Source organism: Blastocatellia bacterium, from assembly GCA_035275065.1.
Classification (GTDB): Bacteria; Acidobacteriota; Blastocatellia; order UBA7656; family UBA7656; genus DATENM01.
On the sequence record DATENM010000035.1, the window covers coordinates 91,590 to 112,463 of the forward strand.

The 20,874-nt window shown below is 61.4% G+C and carries 19 protein-coding genes; 7 read left to right on the forward strand and 12 right to left on the reverse strand.

The features are described 5' to 3' along the window. Positions 1–69: 69 nt before the first annotated feature. Positions 70–1,245 (reverse strand): IS4 family transposase, encoded by a 1,176-nt coding sequence (locus VJ464_07135; GenBank protein ID HKQ04888.1) that lies wholly within the window; start codon positions 1,243–1,245, stop codon positions 70–72. 325 nt (positions 1,246–1,570) lie between these two features. Between VJ464_07135 and VJ464_07140 the strand changes: the two genes are divergently transcribed. Continuing rightward, positions 1,571–2,740, forward strand: a complete 1,170-nt coding sequence (locus tag VJ464_07140) for a ScyD/ScyE family protein (protein HKQ04889.1) — start codon at positions 1,571–1,573, stop codon at positions 2,738–2,740. 110 nt (positions 2,741–2,850) lie between these two features. On the opposite strand, the gene VJ464_07145 is transcribed toward VJ464_07140, so the two are convergent. The 6 genes from VJ464_07145 to VJ464_07170 form a co-directional block, all read right to left on the reverse strand. Continuing rightward, positions 2,851–4,131: a dihydroorotase gene (locus VJ464_07145; GenBank protein HKQ04890.1), complete on the reverse strand. Its 1,281-nt coding sequence runs from the start codon at positions 4,129–4,131 to the stop codon at positions 2,851–2,853. Between the two features lie 5 nt (positions 4,132–4,136). Further along, positions 4,137–5,081, reverse strand: a complete 945-nt coding sequence (locus VJ464_07150; protein ID HKQ04891.1) for an aspartate carbamoyltransferase catalytic subunit — start codon at positions 5,079–5,081, stop codon at positions 4,137–4,139. 92 nt (positions 5,082–5,173) lie between these two features. After that, the gene (gene pyrR, locus VJ464_07155; GenBank protein ID HKQ04892.1) at positions 5,174–5,719 is read right to left on the reverse strand and encodes a bifunctional pyr operon transcriptional regulator/uracil phosphoribosyltransferase PyrR; all 546 of its coding nucleotides are present in this window, start codon (positions 5,717–5,719) and stop codon (positions 5,174–5,176) included. A gap of 75 nt (positions 5,720–5,794) precedes the next feature. Then, positions 5,795–7,813 carry a S8 family serine peptidase gene (locus VJ464_07160; GenBank protein HKQ04893.1) on the reverse strand — a complete coding sequence of 673 codons (2,019 nt, stop codon included), beginning with the start codon at positions 7,811–7,813 and terminating at the stop codon, positions 5,795–5,797. Positions 7,814–7,925: 112 nt separating this feature from the next. Continuing rightward, a complete protein-coding gene (locus VJ464_07165) occupies positions 7,926–8,639 on the reverse strand; it encodes a histidine phosphatase family protein (protein HKQ04894.1) in 714 nt (237 codons plus the stop codon). A gap of 14 nt (positions 8,640–8,653) precedes the next feature. Next, positions 8,654–9,769, reverse strand: a complete 1,116-nt coding sequence (locus tag VJ464_07170; GenBank protein ID HKQ04895.1) for a phosphotransferase family protein — start codon at positions 9,767–9,769, stop codon at positions 8,654–8,656. 208 nt (positions 9,770–9,977) lie between these two features. Here VJ464_07170 and VJ464_07175 point away from each other — a divergent pair, with 208 nt between their 5' ends. Then, on the forward strand, positions 9,978–10,868 hold the full coding sequence (locus tag VJ464_07175) for a response regulator (GenBank protein HKQ04896.1): 891 nt from the start codon (positions 9,978–9,980) through the stop codon (positions 10,866–10,868). A 15-nt stretch (positions 10,869–10,883) separates the two neighbouring features. On the opposite strand, the gene VJ464_07180 is transcribed toward VJ464_07175, so the two are convergent. After that, the gene (locus VJ464_07180) at positions 10,884–11,729 is read right to left on the reverse strand and encodes a lysophospholipase (GenBank protein HKQ04897.1); all 846 of its coding nucleotides are present in this window, start codon (positions 11,727–11,729) and stop codon (positions 10,884–10,886) included. Between the two features lie 219 nt (positions 11,730–11,948). Between VJ464_07180 and VJ464_07185 the strand changes: the two genes are divergently transcribed. The 3 genes from VJ464_07185 (at position 11,949) to VJ464_07195 (ending at position 15,570) form a co-directional block, all read left to right on the forward strand. Then, positions 11,949–12,731 carry a DUF420 domain-containing protein gene (locus tag VJ464_07185; GenBank protein ID HKQ04898.1) on the forward strand — a complete coding sequence of 261 codons (783 nt, stop codon included), beginning with the start codon at positions 11,949–11,951 and terminating at the stop codon, positions 12,729–12,731. Positions 12,732–12,763: 32 nt separating this feature from the next. Then, on the forward strand, positions 12,764–13,129 hold the full coding sequence (locus tag VJ464_07190) for a cupredoxin domain-containing protein (protein HKQ04899.1): 366 nt from the start codon (positions 12,764–12,766) through the stop codon (positions 13,127–13,129). Between the two features lie 281 nt (positions 13,130–13,410). Next, positions 13,411–15,570, forward strand: coding sequence for a M14 family zinc carboxypeptidase (locus tag VJ464_07195; GenBank protein HKQ04900.1), 2,160 nt, complete (start codon positions 13,411–13,413; stop codon positions 15,568–15,570). 26 nt (positions 15,571–15,596) lie between these two features. On the opposite strand, the gene VJ464_07200 is transcribed toward VJ464_07195, so the two are convergent. From VJ464_07200 to VJ464_07215, 4 genes are read right to left on the reverse strand one after another with little or no spacing between them, the layout of a single operon-like run. Beyond that, positions 15,597–16,061, reverse strand: a complete 465-nt coding sequence (locus tag VJ464_07200; protein HKQ04901.1) for an OsmC family protein — start codon at positions 16,059–16,061, stop codon at positions 15,597–15,599. A gap of 15 nt (positions 16,062–16,076) precedes the next feature. Then, positions 16,077–16,838: a sulfotransferase gene (locus VJ464_07205; protein HKQ04902.1), complete on the reverse strand. Its 762-nt coding sequence runs from the start codon at positions 16,836–16,838 to the stop codon at positions 16,077–16,079. 49 nt (positions 16,839–16,887) lie between these two features. Beyond that, the gene (locus VJ464_07210) at positions 16,888–18,000 is read right to left on the reverse strand and encodes a hypothetical protein (GenBank protein HKQ04903.1); all 1,113 of its coding nucleotides are present in this window, start codon (positions 17,998–18,000) and stop codon (positions 16,888–16,890) included. 14 nt (positions 18,001–18,014) lie between these two features. Then, on the reverse strand, positions 18,015–18,815 hold the full coding sequence (locus VJ464_07215; GenBank protein ID HKQ04904.1) for a glycosyltransferase family 2 protein: 801 nt from the start codon (positions 18,813–18,815) through the stop codon (positions 18,015–18,017). Positions 18,816–19,015: 200 nt separating this feature from the next. Between VJ464_07215 and wecB the strand changes: the two genes are divergently transcribed. After that, positions 19,016–20,131 carry a UDP-N-acetylglucosamine 2-epimerase (non-hydrolyzing) gene (gene wecB / locus VJ464_07220; protein ID HKQ04905.1) on the forward strand — a complete coding sequence of 372 codons (1,116 nt, stop codon included), beginning with the start codon at positions 19,016–19,018 and terminating at the stop codon, positions 20,129–20,131. A 197-nt stretch (positions 20,132–20,328) separates the two neighbouring features. Then, positions 20,329–20,772, forward strand: a complete 444-nt coding sequence (locus VJ464_07225) for a hypothetical protein (protein ID HKQ04906.1) — start codon at positions 20,329–20,331, stop codon at positions 20,770–20,772. The last annotated feature ends 102 nt before the right edge of the window (positions 20,773–20,874 follow it).

Genomic DNA, 20,874 nt, shown 5'->3' on the forward strand with positions numbered 1-20,874 from the left:
AGCTATTTCGCCGCCTGTTCGCGCATGAACAAATAAGGGCAGCAAAAGGGCTGCCCCATGCGCATCAAGCTAAGGCTCATTCAGAAGTAGCTGAAAACTGGACGGCACCTTTTTGCGCTTCTCCACTCGACATCGCCGCGCAATACATTTGCCGATCAGCTTGATGGCTTCCGTCAATGCCTTGATCGATCCCATTGCCGCAGCCAGATGCAGGGCCAGCATTTGTACTCCCTTGCTGGCCTTCATCAGGCTCTTATCCGCCTCTCCCCAGCCGCCCACCACTAACACCCAATGCTGAATCAGCATCGCCAGCAGCTTGGCATACAATTCCGTCAGGATGCGCCACGGCTTCTGGCTGCGCCACGCATCGATCTGGCCGTGACTTTTCCACAGCTTGAACAGCAACTCGATTTGCCAGCGCGCTCGTGCGACCACGAGCACCTCTTGCAAGCTCAACTTCTCGGCTTCTACATTGGTTATCAAGATGGTCCAGTCGGCCAGCGCCAAGCTCTCCTTTTTCAGGGGCCGACAGTTACGTCGCGCTTTATCGCGCATGCGGCGGCGGCGCTCGGCGGCGACCACCTCGCTGACGCGCACCGCAATTAGCCGACAAGCGATTTGCTCCTTGCGCCCCAGTTTGATCTCCACCTCGATGCGATCACGCTTTTGAGCGCGAATCAGTTCTAACAGTCGCCACGCCTTGCCTTGTTGATCCAACAAGCCGGTGGCCGTTTTGAGGCGGCTGATCCAATACACCGGTTGCGCCGATAATTCCTGCAACGACTCTAATTTGAAATAAGCCAGGTCGGCGATTCGTAATGACCCCGGCGCCAGCCGACGGTGTTGCAGAATCCCTTTACAGTCGGCGGTGCGGCCATCGTGCAAGTGCGGGCCGCTTAATCGGCCAGTGAGCAACTCCAGGCCAAGTTCGACTTTCAGTGACGAGCTTTGGCCGCGCGTACCGCCACAGCCGCGCCAGACCGGCAACAAGGCATCGGGCAGGCAGATGATCGAGGAGTCAATTAACTCGACGCTGGTGAAGCGGCGCAGGACCGGGAGGGCGACCGGGTCAGCGGTGATGACCTGCGCCACGGCAGCTTCAAGAACTTGCTTGAGACAAGCGGCTGAGGCCTGAGTGAAACGCTGATCTAAAGCTTGCGGCGAAAGGTCAGCGCCGCACACCGAAGCGGTCTGCGCCAGTTGTTGTAAGCTGGCCGAAGGGTTAGCCAGCCAACCGAAGGTCAACGATTGAACAAAGATCTCGGCGGTGAGTTTCGAGCGGCGCTGGACAAAGCCGGACGAGAAGCCGGCTTGCCTGGCCTGGACGGTCAGCAGGTTTTGAAGGGTGTGGGGCAAGTGTGATAGGTTGCGCATCAGAGAACTCCTTCGTTGTTGGTGTTGATGGACAATGCCAATTATCACCGAAGGAGTTTCTTTTTCATCCCCCTACAGGCTTCTTTACTTAGCTTGATGCGCATGGGGCAGCAAAAGGGCTGCCCCGACAATTGACTTAGACGGCATTGAGCTTGTACGCAACCAGCTCTCAAACCATCTTGAAGGAGGAAGTCAGATGAAGAAACTCGCAACGCTCACCGTGCTCACCTTGATGGCGCTCATCCTGTCGGGCGTCCATGCCATGGCGCAATCGGCGACCGTGTTTGCCGGCGGCCTGAAAGCGCCGGTCAGAATGACCCTGACGCCGGGCGGCAACCTGCTGGTGGCCGAAAGCGGCACAGGCCACATGGACGGGCGCATCTCGGTCATCGATCCAAGCGGCAGCCGCCGCACCCTGGTAGATGGCTTGCCGTCGGCGATCAACCTCGCGGGCGGCGAGCCGGCGCCATCGGGACCGGCGGCGCTGGTGCTGCGCGGGCGCACGCTTTACGTGGTTATCGGCTCGGGCGACGCGACGCTGCCCGGCCCCGCGCCGGGCTCAGAGGTGGCGAACCCATCGCCTACTTCGCCGCTCTTCAGCTCGGTGCTGGCGTTGCGCTTCCCCGCCTCGGTTGATATTTCGGGCGGCGACTTTGTCTTCACCGCAAGCAACTACGCCAATCTCGCCAGCGGCGGAAAGTTAAAAACCAATAACGGCAACGGCGAGCGGCTGGTCGCCGACATCCTGGTGAATTTCCGTGATTTCGCCGACGAGCCGCGTCCAGACCTGCTAAACAACGTGCGCGCCTCGAACCCCTTCGGCGCCGACATCCGCGGCAACGGGCTCTATGTCGCCGACGCCAGCGAGAATCTGATTTACCGAGTTGACCTCGACAGCGGCGACAGCGAAGTATTGACGCGGTTTGCCCCCAAGCCCAACCCGCTGCCGTTCGGGCCGCCGATCATGGAAGCGGTGCCGAACAACGTCAGGGTTTTCGGCAAACAGCTCCTCGTGCCTTTCCTGATAGGCTTCCCGTTCGCCCAGGGCTCGGCAGAAATTCGCAAAGTCAATCTCGCGAATGACAGTCAGACGACCTTCATCGGCGGCCTGACTTCGGCCATAGACGTGCTGCCGGTGAAGGGAGCGCACGGGGAGGATCAGTTCTACACGCTGGAGTTCAGCGCAGACATGCTGGCGAACGCGCCGGGTCGCCTGCAATTCTTTAGCTCGCCGAGCGCCGCGCCGGTCGCCGTCGCGGGCGGCCTGATCACGCCGGTGAGCATCGTCCGCAACGAACAGACGAACACCATTTATATCAGCTCGATTTTCACCGGAACCATCGTCAAAGTGCAGGGCGTTCAATAGCCTCAGTCGTCCGTGATGTCGGCTACAAACTCGAAGCCGAGGGCTCGATTGAATCAGCCCTCGGCTTTTCTTCTGGGAATGAATGTTTTAGTGGATTGTCAGGCCGCGTCTCATTGAACGCGGAAGACTTCGCTGCCGGCGACGAAGGTGGTGACAACCTGGCCGCGCAAGCGCCAGCCGCCGAACGGCGTGTTATGACTCTTCGACTTAAACTGCTGCGGCTCGACCGTCCATTCGCGCTCCGGGTCAAAGATCGTCACATCGGCCGCCGCGCCGACCGCCAATGTGCCGCCGGCTAGATCGAACGCCCGCGCCGGGCCTGCCGTCAGCATCTCGACGACGCGGGGGAGCGCAACCCCGTTCGTGTGATGCAACACGGTGAGCGCGACTCCGAGCGCGGTTTCCAGGCCGATGACGCCGAACGGTGCTTGATCGTACTCCAGCATCTTTTCGTCTTCGTGGTGCGGCGCGTGGTCCGTGGCAATCGCATCAACGAGGCCGTCGCGCGCCGCTTCGATCAATGCCATGCGGTCTTCTTCGGTGCGCAGCGGCGGGTTCATCTTGGTGTTGGTGTCAAAGCCGACGACCGCCGCGTCGGTCAGCGCGAAGTGGTGCGGCGTGATCTCGCAGGTCACCGGCAGCCCGCGGGCTTTGGCGCGGCGCACCAGCTCGATGGCGCCCGCCGTCGAGAGGTGCGCGATGTGGACGCGAGCGCCGGTCAGCTCGCAGAGCATGATGTCGCGGGCGATGTGGCTCTCTTCGGCGGCGCGGCTGATGCCTTTCAAGCCGAGCAGCGTCGAAATCCGCCCTTCATTCATGACGCCGCCCGCCGATAGCTGTGTGTCCTGGCAATGATCCACGACCACAAGGCCGTGGTCGCGAGCGTACTCCATCGCATGGCGCATCACCTGAGAATTCATCACAGGCCGCCCGTCGTCCGAGACCGCAATGGCGCCGGCGGCTTTCAGGTCAGCCATCTCGGCTAGCTCTGTCCCCTCCGAGCCGCGCGTGATCGCGCCGATGGGATAGACGCGCGCCAGCCCGGCTTCCTGGGCTTTGCTGACCATGTAACGCGTCAGCGAGGCGTTGTCGTTGACGGGCCGGGTATTCGGCATCGCGCAAATGGCGGTAAAGCCGCCGGCGACCGCCGCCGCCGCCCCTGTCGCGATTGTCTCTTTGTATTCCTGGCCGGGCTCGCGCAGGTGAACGTGTAGATCGATAAACCCCGGAGCGACTACCAACCCGCCGGCATCGAACACTTCCGCGTCGTCCGCCGCGAGGTCATTGCCTATCGCCTTGACCCGCCCGTCTTCAATCAGCAAGTCGGTAACCTTATCGATATGCTGAGACGGATCGATGACGCGCCCGCCTTTGATGAGGAGCTTGTTCATTTGATTCATTCGCCTTCCGCGCCGATCAACAAGAAGAGAATGGCCATGCGCACGGCGACGCCGTTATGCACTTGCTCAAGAATCAGCGAGCGGTTGCCGTCGGCGACGTCGGAGCTGATCTCGACGCCGCGATTCATCGGGCCGGGGTGCATGACAATGGCATCTTTGGCGGCCAGCTCCAGCCGCTTCAGCGTCAGCCCGTACTGGATCGAATATTCTTTGAGCGATGGAAAGAAAGCCTCGCTCATGCGCTCGCGCTGAATGCGCAGCATCATCACCACGTCGGCGCCTTCGATGGCCGCTTCGATGCGGTTGCAGACCAGCAGCGCGTCGCTGCTGTCTTCGACAATCGATTCGTAATCGGGCGGGATCAGCGGGCGCGGGCCGGCAATGCGCACCTGTGCGCCGAGCTTCGTCAGCAGGTGTGTGTTCGAGCGCGCCACACGGCTATGCCGGATGTCGCCGATGATGGCGACGCGCAGGCCGCTGATGCGGCCCTTCTGCTCACGGATGGTGAAGGCATCCAACAGCGCCTGGGTCGGGTGTTCGTGCGCGCCGTCGCCGCCGTTGATAATCGACGCATCGATCAAGCGCGCCAGTTGGTAAGGGACGCCGGGCGACGGGTGGCGAATGACAATGGCGTCCGGGGCCATCGCTTGCAGGTTGCGCGCCGTGTCGGCGAGGGTTTCGCCCTTGGTGACCGACGAGGTCGAAGCCGAGATGTTGATTGAGTCGGCGGACAGGCGCTTGGCGGCTATCTCGAACGAGGTGCGCGTGCGTGTCGAAGATTCGAAGAAGAAGTTGATGACCGTCTTGCCGCGCAACGTCGGCACTTTCTTGATCGGGCGCTCGTTAATTTCTTTGAAAGAAGTGGCCGTGTCGAGGATGGTGGTGATCTCCTCGACCGATAGCTCGCGGATCCCCAGCAGGTCTTTGCGGTTGAATGCCATCTCTTGAGTGATGAGTGACGAGTGACAAGCCGCTGTCACCGAGAAGGCTGGCATCTCAGGCATGCACAGCCCCTCCTGTCACTTGTCACTGCTTACTCATTCTCAACGACGATCACCTGTTCTTCTTCGTCGTAATCTTTGAGCATCACTTTGACAATTTCGGCGTCGGCGGTCTGCACTTGCTTGCCGACGTAATCGGCCTGAATCGGTAGCTCGCGGTGGCCGCGATCAATCAGCACCGCAAGCTCGACGCGGCTCGGACGACCGAAATCAACCAGCTCGTCGAGCGCCGCGCGCACCGTGCGGCCGGTGTAGAGAACATCGTCAACCAGCACGATGGTGCTGTCGGTGACGTCTGCGGGAATCTCTGTGCGGTTGACGACCGGGCGCGGCCCGACCGTCGAAAGATCGTCGCGGTAGAGCGTGATGTCGAGCTGGCCGACCGGCGGGCGCTTGCCTTCGAGCTGGGCGATCTTATCGGCAATGCGCTCGGCCAGCGGCACGCCGCGGCGGCGGATGCCGACGAGCAGCAAGTTTTCGATGCCGGCGTTACGCTCGACGACCTCTGAGGCCAGGCGCGAGAGTGCGCGGCTGATGCCCGGCCCATCCATGATCTGCGATTTCAACTTGAATTGCACAGGCTCTCCTTCGCGGCTTAACAATCGCGCTGACTATAGCACGCGGGCGGCGGCGCGCTCAAGAAAGCGCCCGCTTCATTTCTGTTTGACGTGAAAGACCTGTCCGGCCAGGATGATTTTGCCCTTGCGCCCCGCGCCTGTGTTGTTCGTCGCCACCGTGTAAGCCACCGCGCCATTGCCGGTGCCGCTGCCCTCTGAAGTGATCGTAATCCAGCTCACATTGCTGCGCGCGCTCCAGACACAACCGCTATCGGCGGTGACGGCGATGTGGTCGCTGCCGCCCGCGGCGCTAAAGACCTGGCGATACGACGACAGCGCGTAACTGCAATCGCTGCCGTTAACGCCTTGCTGGCGAATCGTGTAGGCGCGCCGCGCCAGGGTGATCGAGCCGACGCGGGCGTTGAGATCGGGGTTGTCGCGCACCGCGAAGCGGATGACGCCGCTGCCGCTGCCGCTGCCGTTGACGATGGCAATCCAGCTATCGCCAGTGGTCGCCGTCCAGTTGGCCGTCGCCGGCGCGCTGACGCTGAGCGTCCCCTCCGCGGCAGCGGCGCTCAAGGCAAGGCTCTGCGGCGCAGCCACCGTCAAGGCCATGTCGGCTGCGGCTTTCACATCGAGCCGTCCGTAGCCGAAGGTGTTATTGGGCGAGCCGCTGCTACTGCATGAGGTCGAGTTGATGCGAGCCGCTGAATCTTCGAGGATGCCTTCAATCGTCGCCACCTGACCGCGCAGTTGCGGCTGCACCGAGACCAGCAAAGCGACCGCGCCGGCAACGTGCGGCGTCGCCATCGAAGTGCCGCTGATCGTGTTATAAGCAGTATTGTTGCTATTCCAGGCCGAGCGCGTGCCGGTGCCGGGCGCGGCGATGTCGGGCTTGGCGCGGTTGCTGCCGTCCGCGGTCACAGGGCCGCGACTGCTGAACGAGGCGATGCTATCGCTGCCGGTCGTGAGCGCGCCGACGGTGAAGGATTCGGGAAAGAACGACGGCGCGTCCGAAACAGTCGAGCAGGACGAGCCGGAATTGCCCGCCGCGACCACGGTAACGATGCCGGCGGCGCGGTTAGCTTGAATCGCTTGCTGAATGATTCCCCAGGTTGACGAGTTACAGCCTTCGGACGCCGGGCAGCCCCACGAGTTGGTCGTCACATCGGGCGCTTTCGACGGATCACCCTGCGCCGGCGTGCCGCCTAGAGGATAGGGCGCGAGAAAGAACTGAAAGCACTCGGCGTATCTGGCGGGCGTGCCGTTGCCGCGATCCATGTTGCGGCAGCCGATCCATTTCGCGCCCGGCGCCATGCCGACCTGATTGCCCGCGCCATCATCGCCGGTCGCCGTGCCTACGGTGTGCGTGCCGTGACCGTTGTCGTCGCAGGGTGCCGCGGCATCGTAACCACAGGGATTGCCTGTGCTGCTCCCTGCATGAATGCTGTCGTGCCAGTTGTAGTTGTGATTGGCGGTCACGCCATTCCAACCGCGATAATGCGGCTTGAGCGCATTGTGATCCCAGAGGTAGCCGGTGTCAGCGCCGCCGACGACTGCGCCCTGCCCTGTGTAGCCCATCGCCCAGACTTGCGGCGCGTGCGTGTAGTTGATGCCCGACTCTACCGCATCAATCTCATTAATCCGGTAAGGCAGTTTGGGCTGCGTGTCCGGCTGGTCAATCGGTTGACTATAGATGCGCGGGTTGGCTTCGATGCGCATTACTTCGGGGCGCGCTGCCAGCGCCCGCGCCACGTCGAGGTTGCCTTTCACAAGGATCATGTTGACGACGTAGAACGACTCATGCTCGATGCCATTCGCCGCCAGCCAGTCGAGCGTCGCCCCCTGTGTCGCCTGCGCTTTGGCCATCAGCGTGCGGTAGACGAAGGCGCCTTTCTCTTCTTTGGTGGCAAGCTGATCGGCGCCGCTCAAGTCTGCCTGCTCGCCGAAGACGACCAGGAATTCAGCCGGCTGATTGTCTTTGGCGCGCTCGATCACCAGCGGCGCGATCTTCGCCATCGCAAGTTGATTCGACGCCTCTGCCGGCGGGCGCAGATTGACCAGCAGGGTCAACAGGAGGGTGCCGATCAACACGGCGAGCAAACGGATTTTCATGCTTCAGGGTTCTCCCGACGAACTGATTTGGGGGTAGTCGTCAGTATAGCAATCGTCCGACGGCAATCCCAGAGTGATTTAATCGCCTGACGGCCAGCGCGCCTGACCGGCATCAACGCAGTGTGCGATTCTCGGCGTCGAGATGCGCCACCGAGTTAAAAGTGAAGAGGCGCGCTTCGTCGGCCCTGGCGCGCAGCACCGTGACGCCGGTGTTATAGATGACGCCGAGAATGCTGATTAGCTTCTCATTCGTCAGGCCGAGCGCCGCCGCCGCGTGAACCGCAATCGGCGTCGCCGAAGTGAAAACCGCGACCGCCCGCTCGTGGTCATGGAAGGTGTCGGCGCAGGAATGAATGCGCTCGCGGAAGGATTCCCAGCTCTCTTCGACCTCCAGTTCAGGGAAGCGATTCTCCATCCAGGCGCGAATGACCGCCTGGTCGCAGCGGCCTGTCGCGCCTGCCGTTGTGCGCGGATCGCGGCGGATGGCTTCCTGCATCTCGACCACGTCGCGGGCGAATTGCTCGTCGTCTTTCATCAGCCGCCGGGCAATCGATTTATAGACCGAGAGCAAGCTGAACTCGTTCCAGCGCTCGTCGGTCGTGACATCAGGCACGCGTGCGCCGGCGCGCGCCATCGCTTCGCAGGCCAGCTCGGCGGTGCGCCGCTGGCGGCTCAAGCCGCCTGAGATAATGGCGTCCAGCTCGATCTTTTGCGACGCCAGATGCGCGCCGAGCAATCGCGCCTGCGCCTCGCCGACTTCCGATAGCGTGTCGTAATTATCGCGCGTGCCGGCCTGCCCGTGACGAATCAGATAGATGAAGCTCAAGCGGTAATCTCCCCCTATATGCCCGAACGTTCGGCCAGCTCCCAGGCGGCGCGCGCCAGGCCGGCAACGCGGCGGTCAAAGTCCTTAAAGCGCTCGTCGTGCGTCTGGCCCTTCACATAGCGGTAGTAAATCTGTTGCAGGACGACCGCGACTTTGAAAAGCGCAAAGACTTCATAAAAAGCGATGCCCGCAACATCGCGCCCGGTCTTTTCGGCGTAACGCGCCGCCAGTTCTTCGCGGCTCAGCCAGCCGGGCTCGGTCGTCACCGGGCTGATCGATTCGCGCCGCGCTTCGGGGTCTTCCTTCTGCGCCCAGTAACAGAGCGCGATGCCGAGATCGATCAACGGGTCGCCGACTGTGCACATCTCCCAATCAAGGATGGCGATGATGCGCCAGGGCTCGCGTGCGTCAAGCATCACGTTGTCGAGCTTGAAATCGTTATGCACGAGCGTCGCCGGTCGCCCACGGTCGGGGTCAGGCTCGGGCGGCATTCGATCAGCCAGCCAGCCGACGACCCTTTCAAGCTCCGGCACCTCGCTGGTCTTCGAGCGCTGCCAGCGCTCCGCCCAGCCGCGCACCTGCCGTGTGACAAACCCCAGGGGCTTGCCGAGCTGGACGAGACCGGACGAATAAATGTCCACCGCGTGGAGCGCCGCGAGCGCATCGATCATCGCTTCGCTGATCTGCCGGCGCAGCGCCAGGCTGTCTTCGACTGTGGGCGGCATCTCGCGGCGAACGACCAGGCCGCGCCGCCGCTCCATCAGGTAGAACGGCACGCCGATGATCGAAGCGTCTTCGCAAAGCAGGTAAGGCCGCGGCGCAAGCTCAAACAGCGGGTGGATGGCCGCGAGCAAACGATACTCGCGCGGCATATCGTGAGCCGTCGGCGCGACCGGCCCGAACGGCGGGCGACGCAAGACGAATTCGCCGCCGCCCATCCGAATCAGGTAAGTCAGGTTCGAATGGCCGCCGGGGAACTGCTCGATGGCGATGGGCTTGTCGCTCAAGCGCGCGTCGGGCAGCACTTCGGCCAGGCGGGCGCGCAGGTATCCTTCGAGCGCGGCGGTGTCTAGCTCTTCGCCGGAGCGAATCGGCGCGGTGTCTTTCAAGTCGTTTTCATCAGTGCTCATAACTTGAGCAGGGATGTTATGCGCTCGGCTGACTGATTTCAAGCCGGCTCATTGAAACAGGGCTCGCCGCCGTGTTATGTTCGCGGCGCACGCCGCCCGTCTGGTCAACATCTAAAAAGATGATAAGATAGGGAGCGGAACAGGCGACGGCCAGAGGCCCCGGAAAGCGACACCATGGAAGAGCGCACGAAGGCGAGATAGGGGACGCATGACGACCGTGCTTATTGCGGATGACGATTCGGCTGGACGCGGCATGTATCGCCGCGTGCTCGAATTCGAAGGCTGCAACGTGCTCGACGTCGCAAGCGGCGAGCAGGCGTTGGAGATTCTTGAGCGCCAGCCTATCGACCTATTGCTGACCGACGTGCTCATGCCGGGCATGGACGGGCTGGAGTTGCTGGAGCGCGCCCGTAACCTGCATCCAGACTTGCGCGCCATCATCATGACCGGCTTTAAGACCGACGAAGCCGTCATCCGCGCCTTCCGCAGCAAAGCCTGTGATTTTCTGAGCAAGCCATTTCATGTTGACGAGCTGGTTGAGGCGGTGCAGTCGGCCTTGAGCCGTGACCCGAATTGCCAGATCGAAGTTATCTCTGACAAGCCCGATTGGATCGAGCTGCGCGTCCCCTGCGATCTGTCCGCCGTCGAGCCGATTCAAAAATTCCTCTACGAGCTACAGGGAAACCTGCCGAAAGAGACCCGCGAGGCCATCGGCTCGGTCTTCCGCGAGCTGCTCAACAACGCCATCGAGCATGGCGGCAAGCTCGACATCACCAAGAAGGTCGAAGTGAAATACATCCGCCTGAAGCGGGCGATCATGTATTCGATCAAAGACCCCGGCGAAGGCTTCGACCTCAAGCATATCGAGCACGCAGCGGTAGCCAACCCCGACGACGAGCCATTCCGTCACATGCAGATTCGCATGGCGAAGGGGCTGCGCCCTGGCGGCTTCGGCATCATGCTGGCGTCACAGACGATTGACGAATTGATTTACAACCAGAAGCACAACGAGCTGATCTTCATCAAGTACTTTACTCAGAACAACGGCAGCCCGCCGCCGGATAAGCCCACAGAGTCTACCGAGCCCATCGAGCCCTGATTATCCCTCTCACTTCTAGGCCGCGCTTTCCGACACCCGCTCAGCCAACCACGCGGTGACGCGCTCGAAGAGCGCCCGCTTTTCCGGCTCGTTGAACAACTCGTGGTAGTAGCCCTCATAGATCGCTAGCTCTTTATCGGGCGAGCCGATGCGCGCAAACAACGCCTTTGTCGCTTCGACGCTCGCCAGACGGTCTGCCGTGCCGTGCATGACAAAGACCGGCGTGCGAATCCTTGCGGCCCACTCCTGGACTTCGGCCATAGCGCGGGTCGCTTCGGCAAACCATTTCATGCTGACTTTGCGGTTGACGTGCGGGTCCGCGGCATAGGCAAGGCCGACCGCCGGGTCGCGGCTCAAGTGCGCCGGTTTGATTTCGTTATTGAGTCGCAGGCGCGGCGCGTAACGCAGACCGAGGCGGGCAATCAAGAGCTTATGCGCCGGCACAGGGATCGCCACGGCGATGAGCGGAGCCGAGATGATCGCGCCCGCGATCCCGCTGCCCTTGCGCGCCAGGTAGCGCAAGGCCACCAGGCCCCCCATGCTGTGGCCGATGATAAACAGCGGCCGCCCGGCGGCGCAGTCGCGTGTCTTCGAGACGATCTTTTCGAGATCGTCATCATACTCGCCAAAACTTTCGACGTGGCCCGGCAGCCCGTCCGACAGGCCGTGGCCGCGCTGATCGTAAGCCGTCACCGCGTAGCCATTGGCGAGCAGGTGCTCGGTGAGCGCGGCGTACCTGCCGCTGTGCTCGCCAAAGCCATGAACGATTACCACGTCGCCGCGCGCCCCGGCCGCCTCGTGCCGGCGCAGGTAGAGTCGCAGGCCGTCGCCCGCCGTAATGGTCTCTTCGATGAAAGGCATTCGCGCCTCCCGATCTGCTGAAGGTGATTGCAAGCCCGCCTGATGTTGCCGCCAGATTAGTCGTTTATGCCACGAATTGCAACCCGGCCCCGACAGATCAACTTCCGCCACCTCCGGCAATCCGCTTTCCGAGCCGCCGCGTAGTTAGCAGGTGCCGGCGCGTTCCTCGATATAGCGCCCGTCATCAGCTCACACAAGCGGTAAACAGGAGAAACTGGAATGAACGGATTCCTGGGAACCGGCGCGACCATGCGCGCTGACCTCAACCTGCTCGTGCAAATCGCTATGGGCGTGGCGCTGCTCGTGGGAATGATCCTGGCGCGCAAAAAGAAGTTTGGAGCGCATAAGTGCTGCCAGGCCACAGTCGTCCTGCTCAACCTGCTGTTGATCTTTCTGATTATGGCGCCGTCGTTTCATCGCAGCGTCGAGCCGCAGGTGCCAGCCGGCTTGCGTGATGCGTATTACCTTTTGCCGTTCATCCACGCGACGCTCGGCACCATCGCCGAGCTGCTGGGGCTCTACATCATCCTGGTCGCCGCCACCAACTGGCTGCCACGGCGCTTGAAGTTTGATCGTTACCGCCCCTGGATGCGCACCTGCCTGACGCTCTGGTGGGTAGTGATCCTGCTCGGCATCGCCACCTATTACGTCTGGTACGTCAAAGGCGCGAGCAAGCCCGCCGCGCAAACGCAGGCCACGACAACGACGAAACCGGCCACAGAGAGAGCGCCAAGAGTCACTGTCAAGATTTCAAACTTTCAGTTCACGCCTAAAGAATTGACCGTCGCTGCCGGCACGACCGTCGAATGGATTGACGAGGCCGGAAACCACACGGTCAACGCCGATGACGATTCATTCAAGTCAGAACGGCTGGCGGCGGGCGCGAAGTACGAGCATAGCTTCGATAAGCCCGGCACCTATCCGTACTACTGTACCTTCCACGGCGACAAGCACGGCGAGGAGATGGCCGGCGTGATTACCGTCACAGAAGCTTCAAAGTAGCACACTTACTCATTGAACAAAGGAGAAACGTCATGAAGAAAACCCTTAGCATATTCCTGGCAAGCGCCATCGTTCTGGCGATGGCGTCTATGGCGACGGCGCGGGTCAAGCGTCCGGGCGCAGCGGCGCGCCCGGCTGCCGCGGCGACGGTCAAGATCAGCAATTTCCAGTTTACGCCGAAGACCCTCACCGTTCCGGTCGGCGGCACCGTCGAATGGAACAACGAAGCCGGACGCCACATGGTCGAAGCCGATGACGGCTCGTTCAAATCCGATGTGCTGAAGGCCGGCGACAAGTTCTCGTTCACCTTTGCCAAGGCCGGCAAGTATCCGTATCACTGCACGTTCCATGGCGACAAAGGCGGCAAGGACATGGCCGGCACCATTGTCGTCAAATAAATCGGCGAATCGCGCAAAAGAAAAACACAGGGACACAGGGACACAGGGGAGGCCAGGAGAATACTCTGTGTCTCCGCGCCTCTGTGTCTCTGTGTTTAATCTCCCTTTCACTGGTGATTAGCCCGACGACCCTGGCCTAATTCCCTTCCCGCTTGACTTGACCATTCGCGCTTCATAAGATTCATCCGGTCTCCGAGCAATTCGCTTCGCCTCCCGACCGCCGTCGAGACTCGTTCGGGAGACGCCCTGGTTTCTCAATACCATCGCTTTAGGAAGTCGCTATGCGCCATCGGCCGCTGCTGGTCATCCTCGTATTGTTCGCAATCTCCGCCACACAGTTCGCGGGCCAGGTGGTTTCCACACAGAGCGCCGGCGGCGCGCCGGTCGTCGCTCGCGTGACGCTCAGCAACACGAATGACCGCGCCCGCTTCCTGCAACTCGGCCTCGATCTGTTAGAGATGCGCCGCGGCGATGACCTGTTCATTCTCACCACGCCGGCACAGATCAACGAGCTGCGCGCCAAAGGCTGGGCCATTCGCACCGACAGCGAGCAGACGGCGCTCTTCAGTCAGCAGATGGCGCTCAACACCTATCGCAGCGGCTATCGCACGGTCGCCGAGATGCGCGATTACTTGAACAGCAAGGCGGCGCTGTACCCGAATCTCGCCGAAGTCTTCACCTACGGCCAGAGCTGGGAGAAAGTGCATAGCGGCGGCACAGCCGGATGGGACCTGTTTGGCATCACGCTGACCAACCGGCAGACCTCTGGCCCCAAGCCAACCTTCTTTTTGATGGCGGCGATTCACGCCCGCGAGCTGACGACTTCCGAGCTGGCGCTGCGCTTCATCGATTACCTGTTGAGCAACTATGGCACGGATGGCGACGTGACCTGGCTGCTCGATGAGCACCGCATCGTCATCGTGCCGGCAGCCAATCCCGATGGCCGGGTGATCGCCGAATCCGGTTATTATCAGCGCAAGAACACCAACACGACCTACGGCGGCGGCTGTTCAAATCCGCCAACCGTATCCAACCAGTATGGCGTTGACCTGAATCGCAACTCGGACTTCAAGTGGGGCACGGTGGACTCGCCCTCGCAGCCGCGCTGCGGGCAGACCTATCCGGGGCCGACCGTCGCCAGCGAGCCGGAGACCGCCGCGCTGGAAGCCCTGGTGCGCGGCCTGTTCGCAGATCAGCGCGGCCCGGCTGACACAGACGCCGCGCCGCTCTCGACGACCGGCGTTTTTCTCACGCTGCATTCTTATAGCAACCTGGTGCTATGGCCGTGGGGCTGGACGTCGCAGACCTCGCCCAACAATGCCAGCTTTGTTTACATGGGGACCAAGCTCGCTTCTTACAATGGCTTTACGCCTGAGCAGTCGGTGGGGCTCTATCCGACATCGGGGACGACCGACGATTGGGCGTATGGCGAGCTGGGCATTGCCGCAATGACTTTTGAAGTCGGGCCGGATTCGGGAACCTGCGGCGGCTTCTTTCCGCCCTTCTCCTGCCTGGACGGCAACAGCGGCGGCAGCTTCTGGCCGCGCAACCTGCCGGCTTTCATCTATGCCGCGCGCATCGCCCGCGCGCCTTATCAACTCGTCCTAGGCCCTTCGCCGGAATCGGTCACGGCGACGGCGGCGGGCGCAAACACCTTTGCCCTGCGCGCTCAGTTTGACGAGCAGTACAACGGCGGGCAGAACATCGCGGCGGCAGAGTATTATCTGGACACGCCGCCCTGGCGCGGTGGCTCGCCGGTGGCGATGACGGCGCTCGATGGCAGCTTCAACAGCGTCAACGAAAGCGCCGCGGCCACGGTCGGGCCGCTCGCGGCTCGTCACCTGATTTACGTGCGCGGGCGCGACACGCTTGGCAACTGGGGGCCCGTGCGAGCCGTTGTCGTCAATGCCACTGACTGCGGAACGACGCTTTCGCCGCCGTCGGCGGGGTTCGAAGCCCGAGGCGGCGCCGGCGTCTTTCAGCTTACGGGGTCGGAGAATTGTCCCTGGTCGCTCACCGGCAGCGACAGTTGGATTGCGGTGACTTCGACAGCCGCCGGCATCGGTAACACGGCGGTCAACTTTGAGGTGCGCGAAAACTTTGCCGAGCAACCGCGCACCGGCAGCATCACGGTCGGCGGGCAGGTCTTTACGGTCAATCAAGCGGGCCTGTCGCAGGGCGGCTGCGCCATCAGTTTCACGCCGGGCAATCAGGTCGTCAGCCCGGGCGGCGGCGACGGCTCGATCAACATCACGGCGACAATCAATTGTCTCTGGACGGCGAAAAGTAAGGTGGACTGGATTACCGTCACCTCGTCGCCGAGCGGCTTCGGGTCGGGAGCGGTCAGCTTTCAGGTCGCCGCCAATCCTTCGTCCGTCACCCGCAAAGGCGCCATCGTCATCGCCGGGCAGCGGTTTGTGGTCAAGCAAAAGGGCAGCTAGCTCCCGCCGCTAACGCCGACACGTCGCTAATCATCTGATTCGGCATCGTCGCCGCTGATCTCGTAACGCGATGTGACCTTCGCGGTGGCGGCGAGCATCGCCGAAACGCTGCAATACTTCGTCTCCGATAGCTCGATAGCGCGGGCGACGGCGCGCTCGTCGATCTGGCCGCCGCGGACGCGGTGGACGACTTCGATGTCGGTGTAGATGCGCGGGTGCTCGTCACGGCGCGTGCCGCGCACTTCGATCTCATAAGCCGTCACCCGCTGGCGTTTCTTTTCGAGAATCGAAATCACATCGGCGCCGGTGCAGCCGCCGAGGGCGATCAACAACAACTCCATCGGCGACGGCGCGCTCATCTGGTCATGCGAGAAGCTGGTCACGATGGCGTGGCCGCTCGCCGATTCGGCGACAAAGGCTTCTTCACCGGTGTAGCGCAGGCGCATCACTTTGGTTTCGACATGTGGCGGCTGGCTCGTATTGCTGGTCATAATCCTCCTCGGTGTTCATTGCGGCGCGGGCGCGGGAGCCATGGCTTTCGCCTCGCCGCACAATCTGATGTAGTAGTCCATCACGTCGGGCGTCATCTTTTCTTCGATGCGCTCTCGCGTCGTCGCCCAGTTATGCCTTAACGACATAGAGATCGTTGAGCAGGCATGTTCAATCGCTTCCGAAGTGACTGGTATCTCTAGCAGGCCCAGGACGCGCCGCAGCTCTGCTTGAGGATTGAAAAAGTAAGCGTTGTAATGCGTCACCACCCGCTCAGCCGGCCGCGTCGTGGCGAGCAACTGTTGGTAATACTTCAGACATAGATTCATGCCGAAGGCGTATGAAGAATTGGCGCGCTGATTAAGCGATTCGGCGACCTCGACAGGGCTTCTGAGGCAGACGAGAATCTTCAGGTCTGGGATCAAGCGCTTCCAGAAATGGAGCATTAAGGTATTGCGCGGGTCTTTCCAGCCCCACGGCTCATAAGGGCTGAATTGCCTGATGAGTTCCGCGGCCTCTTCCCGGAGGTCGGCCATCTCGTCCCCCATTTCCCACCCTTCGGTCATCGCGGGCGGCAGGTCCCAACCGCCGCCTAATCGCGCCAGGGCTTCTTCGTTCACCCGAACGAACTGGCGGTTCTCCCAAAACCCGGCCTCGTTGTCGAAAGACGCCGCCACCGCAAGGTCGCTCTCCGGCCCCAGGTAGACGCCACACAGATTAAGTAGCCTGGTTACCATTGAAGTGCCGGAGCGATGCATTCCGGCTATACAGATCGGCATTCATCCTCCTGTGCAGAGGTACGGAACATCGCGGACGGCCAGGCTATGTTCATAATCCCCTTTGCCATAGATCAGTCAAGATAGTCTTGTGCTCAAAGATATTTGACTTTCTAGCCTGCTCGAACCCGATTTCTCGCATCTCGTCGGGGACAGGCCGGCGGATGATGTCGGCCACCTCGCTGATCGACTCATAGATGAAACCAGCCGCACCGATATACTCGCGCAGGTCGGGTCGCAAGTTAGGGATACAGATGCCCAGGCCGGCGGCTTGCGCCTCGGCGATTGCCATCGGCCAGCCGACCGTGCCAATCTCGCGCGATGCGGTGTAGACGAGCCAGCGGTGCTTCTTATACTCGGCGGGCATCTCGTCCGGCTCAATCGGCGGCATGATCCTCACCGCATTCCCTTTTGATTCGTTATACAGCGCCAACTGATCCACCATGTGCCCGACCGCATAGAGGTTGAACTCCGTGCCGGGAAACTGACAGGCCAGGTCAATAAAGTCTTCCATCCGCTTCTTTGGAATCGCCGCGCCGACGTTCATGACGGCCCCGCCGTTCGGCGAGCGGTCGTGAAAGCGGGGGTAATTCACCACAGGGTAACAGTCGAGGATTTTTTCGCCGCGAATACCGGCGTTTTCAAGCAAGGGCCGGGTGAAAGGAAAACTGAGAATCCCAAAACAGAGGTCATGGTTGATAACGGCTGCCGCCCTCCTGGCCATTTCGGAATCTCTGGCAAGCGTGTCGAACGAATGCGCCCTGATCGTAAAGGGGGTGTTCAGCCATCCTTGATCGATTAACGCCGCAAGGATTTCCGACTGGTTGAGATAATGGCTGTGTAAAAGATGTGGCCGAAACTCTTCTATGGCTTCCCGTATCATTGCCGGGTCGGCGATCTTTCGGAACGGGACGCATCGTTTGTAAGGAACGTTCGCCTCGGATACGCTGATCACCGAGATTTCATAGTCGGCCTGCAAGGCTTCGATTTCAGATCGGATGTAGGTCTGAGATATCTGCGGGAAATTGCGAGCGATGTACATCACGCGCGGCCTTTCTTTCTCTGCCGCTTGCGTACCGCGGTCTGACCGGTTCAAGCGCCGGGCCAGGGGCTTCAACAACGTGCGCCACCGCCGAGCCTCTGATTCGATTTTCTGCGGCATCATTCTCCTCTCGGTCTCTATGATATCGATTCAGCAATATAGTGTTGACTGCGCGGATTGGCAGCGTCGAGCTGATCGTCAGAGATGTAGGTGCGCAGCTCCGCCTGCGAAGGCAGTTGAATGGTTTGCGACTTGAACCGCTCGCGCCATCCATGCCATCCGACTTCCAGCGCCGCCGGGTCGTGCCGCCGGTTTGCGTACTTACGGATTGCATGCGGCACGCTCAGAAACAGGTAATGCTTCAGGAGAAATGCGTCGGGATACATGCGCAGGCCCGGGAAACGGACCTGATGCCCGGCTGACCAGGCCAGGTCAACCCGCTCAGGCTGCCGCTTCCAGGCATTCAGCCTGTGGGGGAACGCCGGCAGGAACGGATAATACCAGCGCATCGTCTCGCGGAAATGGGGATGGTCATGGTCGGGCGACTCTATCGTCGGGGTGAAGGTGAATTCCTGGAAGTTAATCGCGTTGTAGCCTTGCCCCTCGACTTCGGCGAATGCTTGTGCGAGGGTACGGTCGGAGCGCGGAGGCACGCGAATTTCATCCGCATCTACGTGCATGAACCAGTCCGCATCGAGTTCGGCGGCAAGCTCCTCTTTACGATTCAGTATACTCTTCAAGTTGAATACGCCGGCGCGCGCGAATGTCTCCCTACCGATCAGCCCCCGGTTCACGTAACATTCGGCAATCTCAACGGTGTGATCTGTGGAAGAGTTATCTATCAGGTAAACCTCGACGCCTTGCGCGAACAGGTGCTCAAGACAACCCGCAATGAAGCGGTCTTCGTTGTAAGTTGCTAATAAGGCGATAACCCGCATGCCAACCTCGCTGTTCAGACGTTGCGGATTATACTTTAATTTCCAGGGCGGCGGCTATGCGCGGGGCGCAGGGCGACTGTGTGCGCAGCCAGCCTTTGATGCTCGAAAAGGGGGCAGCAGCCCGCCCAACACAGCGTCTCCGCCGCGCACACACCCACGCGGTTGGCGTTTCGTCGCCCGGCGTTTATGATGTTCAATTCATGACACGTCATCATATTCTGGTTATCGCTGGCACACGGCCCGAAGTCATCAAGATGGCTCCGGTCGTGCGCGAGTTGGAGCGGCGCGCCGACCGCTTCCAACTCACCTTCGCGACTACGGGGCAGCACCGCGAGATGCTCGACCAGGTGCTCGCCGTTTTTGATCTCAAGCCGCAGGTTGATCTTGAGCTGATGGAGCCGTCGCAGAGCCTGGCGCGCTTGAACGCTCGCGCCCTGGTTGCCCTCTCCGACCTGTTCACAGAACTGCGCCCCGATACGGTGCTGATTCAAGGCGACACGACCACGGCGATGGCGGCGGCAATGGCGGCATTTTATCAAGGCATCCGCGTCGGCCACGTCGAAGCCGGGCTGCGCTCGTTCAACCCGCATAGTCCCTTCCCCGAAGAGATGAACCGCCGCGTTGCCGCCTGCGTCACCGACCTGCACTTCGCGCCTACGCAGCGCGCCCGCCGCCATCTGCTCAGTGAAGGCGTCGCCACTGAAGCGATCTTTCTGACCGGCAACACGATTGTTGATGCGCTGGGTATGTTGAATCTCGCCGAAGCGTTCGACAACCGCCAGTTGTCGGCGGTCCCGTTCCGCGACCGCCGCGTCTTGCTGGTGACGGCGCACCGCCGCGAGAGCTTCGGCGAGCCGTTGCGCGCCATCTGCCGGGCGCTTGTGGCCCTGGCACAACGATTCGACAATATCGAAATCGTTTACCCTGTGCATCTCAACCCGCAGGTCAAGCGCCTCGTGCATCAAGAGATCGGCGACCAGCCGCGCATTCATTTGATCGCGCCGGTCGCTTACGACGACCTGTTGCGGCTGTTGCGGTGCTGTTATCTGGTGCTGACCGATTCGGGCGGCATACAGGAAGAGGCGCCATCGTTCCACAAGCCCGTGCTGGTGCTGCGCGATGTGACCGAGCGGCCGGAGTTGATCGAAGCGCATGCGGGGCGACTGGTCGGCACAGACACCGAGCGCATCGTTGAAGCCGCCGCCGAATTGCTCACAGAGCCGCACGCCTATATCGCCATGAGTCAGGTCGCCAACCCATTCGGCGACGGGCTCGCGGCTAAGCGCATCGCCGAGATTCTTGCCGAGCGTCTGTGAAAGTGGATAGGCGTATAGCCGCAACGGACACGCGCCGCCAGGCAGCCGAGTGACCGCCCGGTGGCGAGCCAGCCGGCGCAACGTTGATTACCCTGGCGCTGAACTTTATCCGCGCCCGTGTTACAAAATCCTATTCCGAATCCGGCACCTCCTCACGCTGTTTGACGGCGCCCATTCAAATCATCTAGGAGGAACTAATGAAAATTGCTTTCCGTCTGTTTGCCGCTACCTGTCTGGCCTTTATCAGCTTGTCAGGTTGGAGCTGCACCAGCACGCCGACCGATGCGGCGGACAACAAGAATCAACCACCGGCGCCGCCCGCAGCCAAAGCGAAGACCGCAGCGACCGGCACGCTGACCGCCAATCCAAACCCGATCAAGGTGTGCGACAAGACAGGCGCAGGCGTCACAACAATTTCATGGGCGGCGAACGGCGCCAGCGCCATCGAGGTTCACATCGGCAAGCCGGACGGTGACACGTTTGTGGCGAAAGCCGACCCGGTCGGCCACTGGACGACCAGCAAGTGGGTCGGCAATGGCATGACCTTTTACTTGCAGGATGTCAGCGGCGGCAAGCCGCTCGCCGCGGAAAACACCATCGCCACGCTGACCGTCAACGTCACCGCCGAAGGCTGCCCGTAATCGCGGCGCGGTCCTTTCATCGGGATCACTCGAACTCACGACCAGAACACAAAAGGCGCAGCGGGGACAAAGAGCGATTCAGCTCCTCTTTGTCCCCGCTGC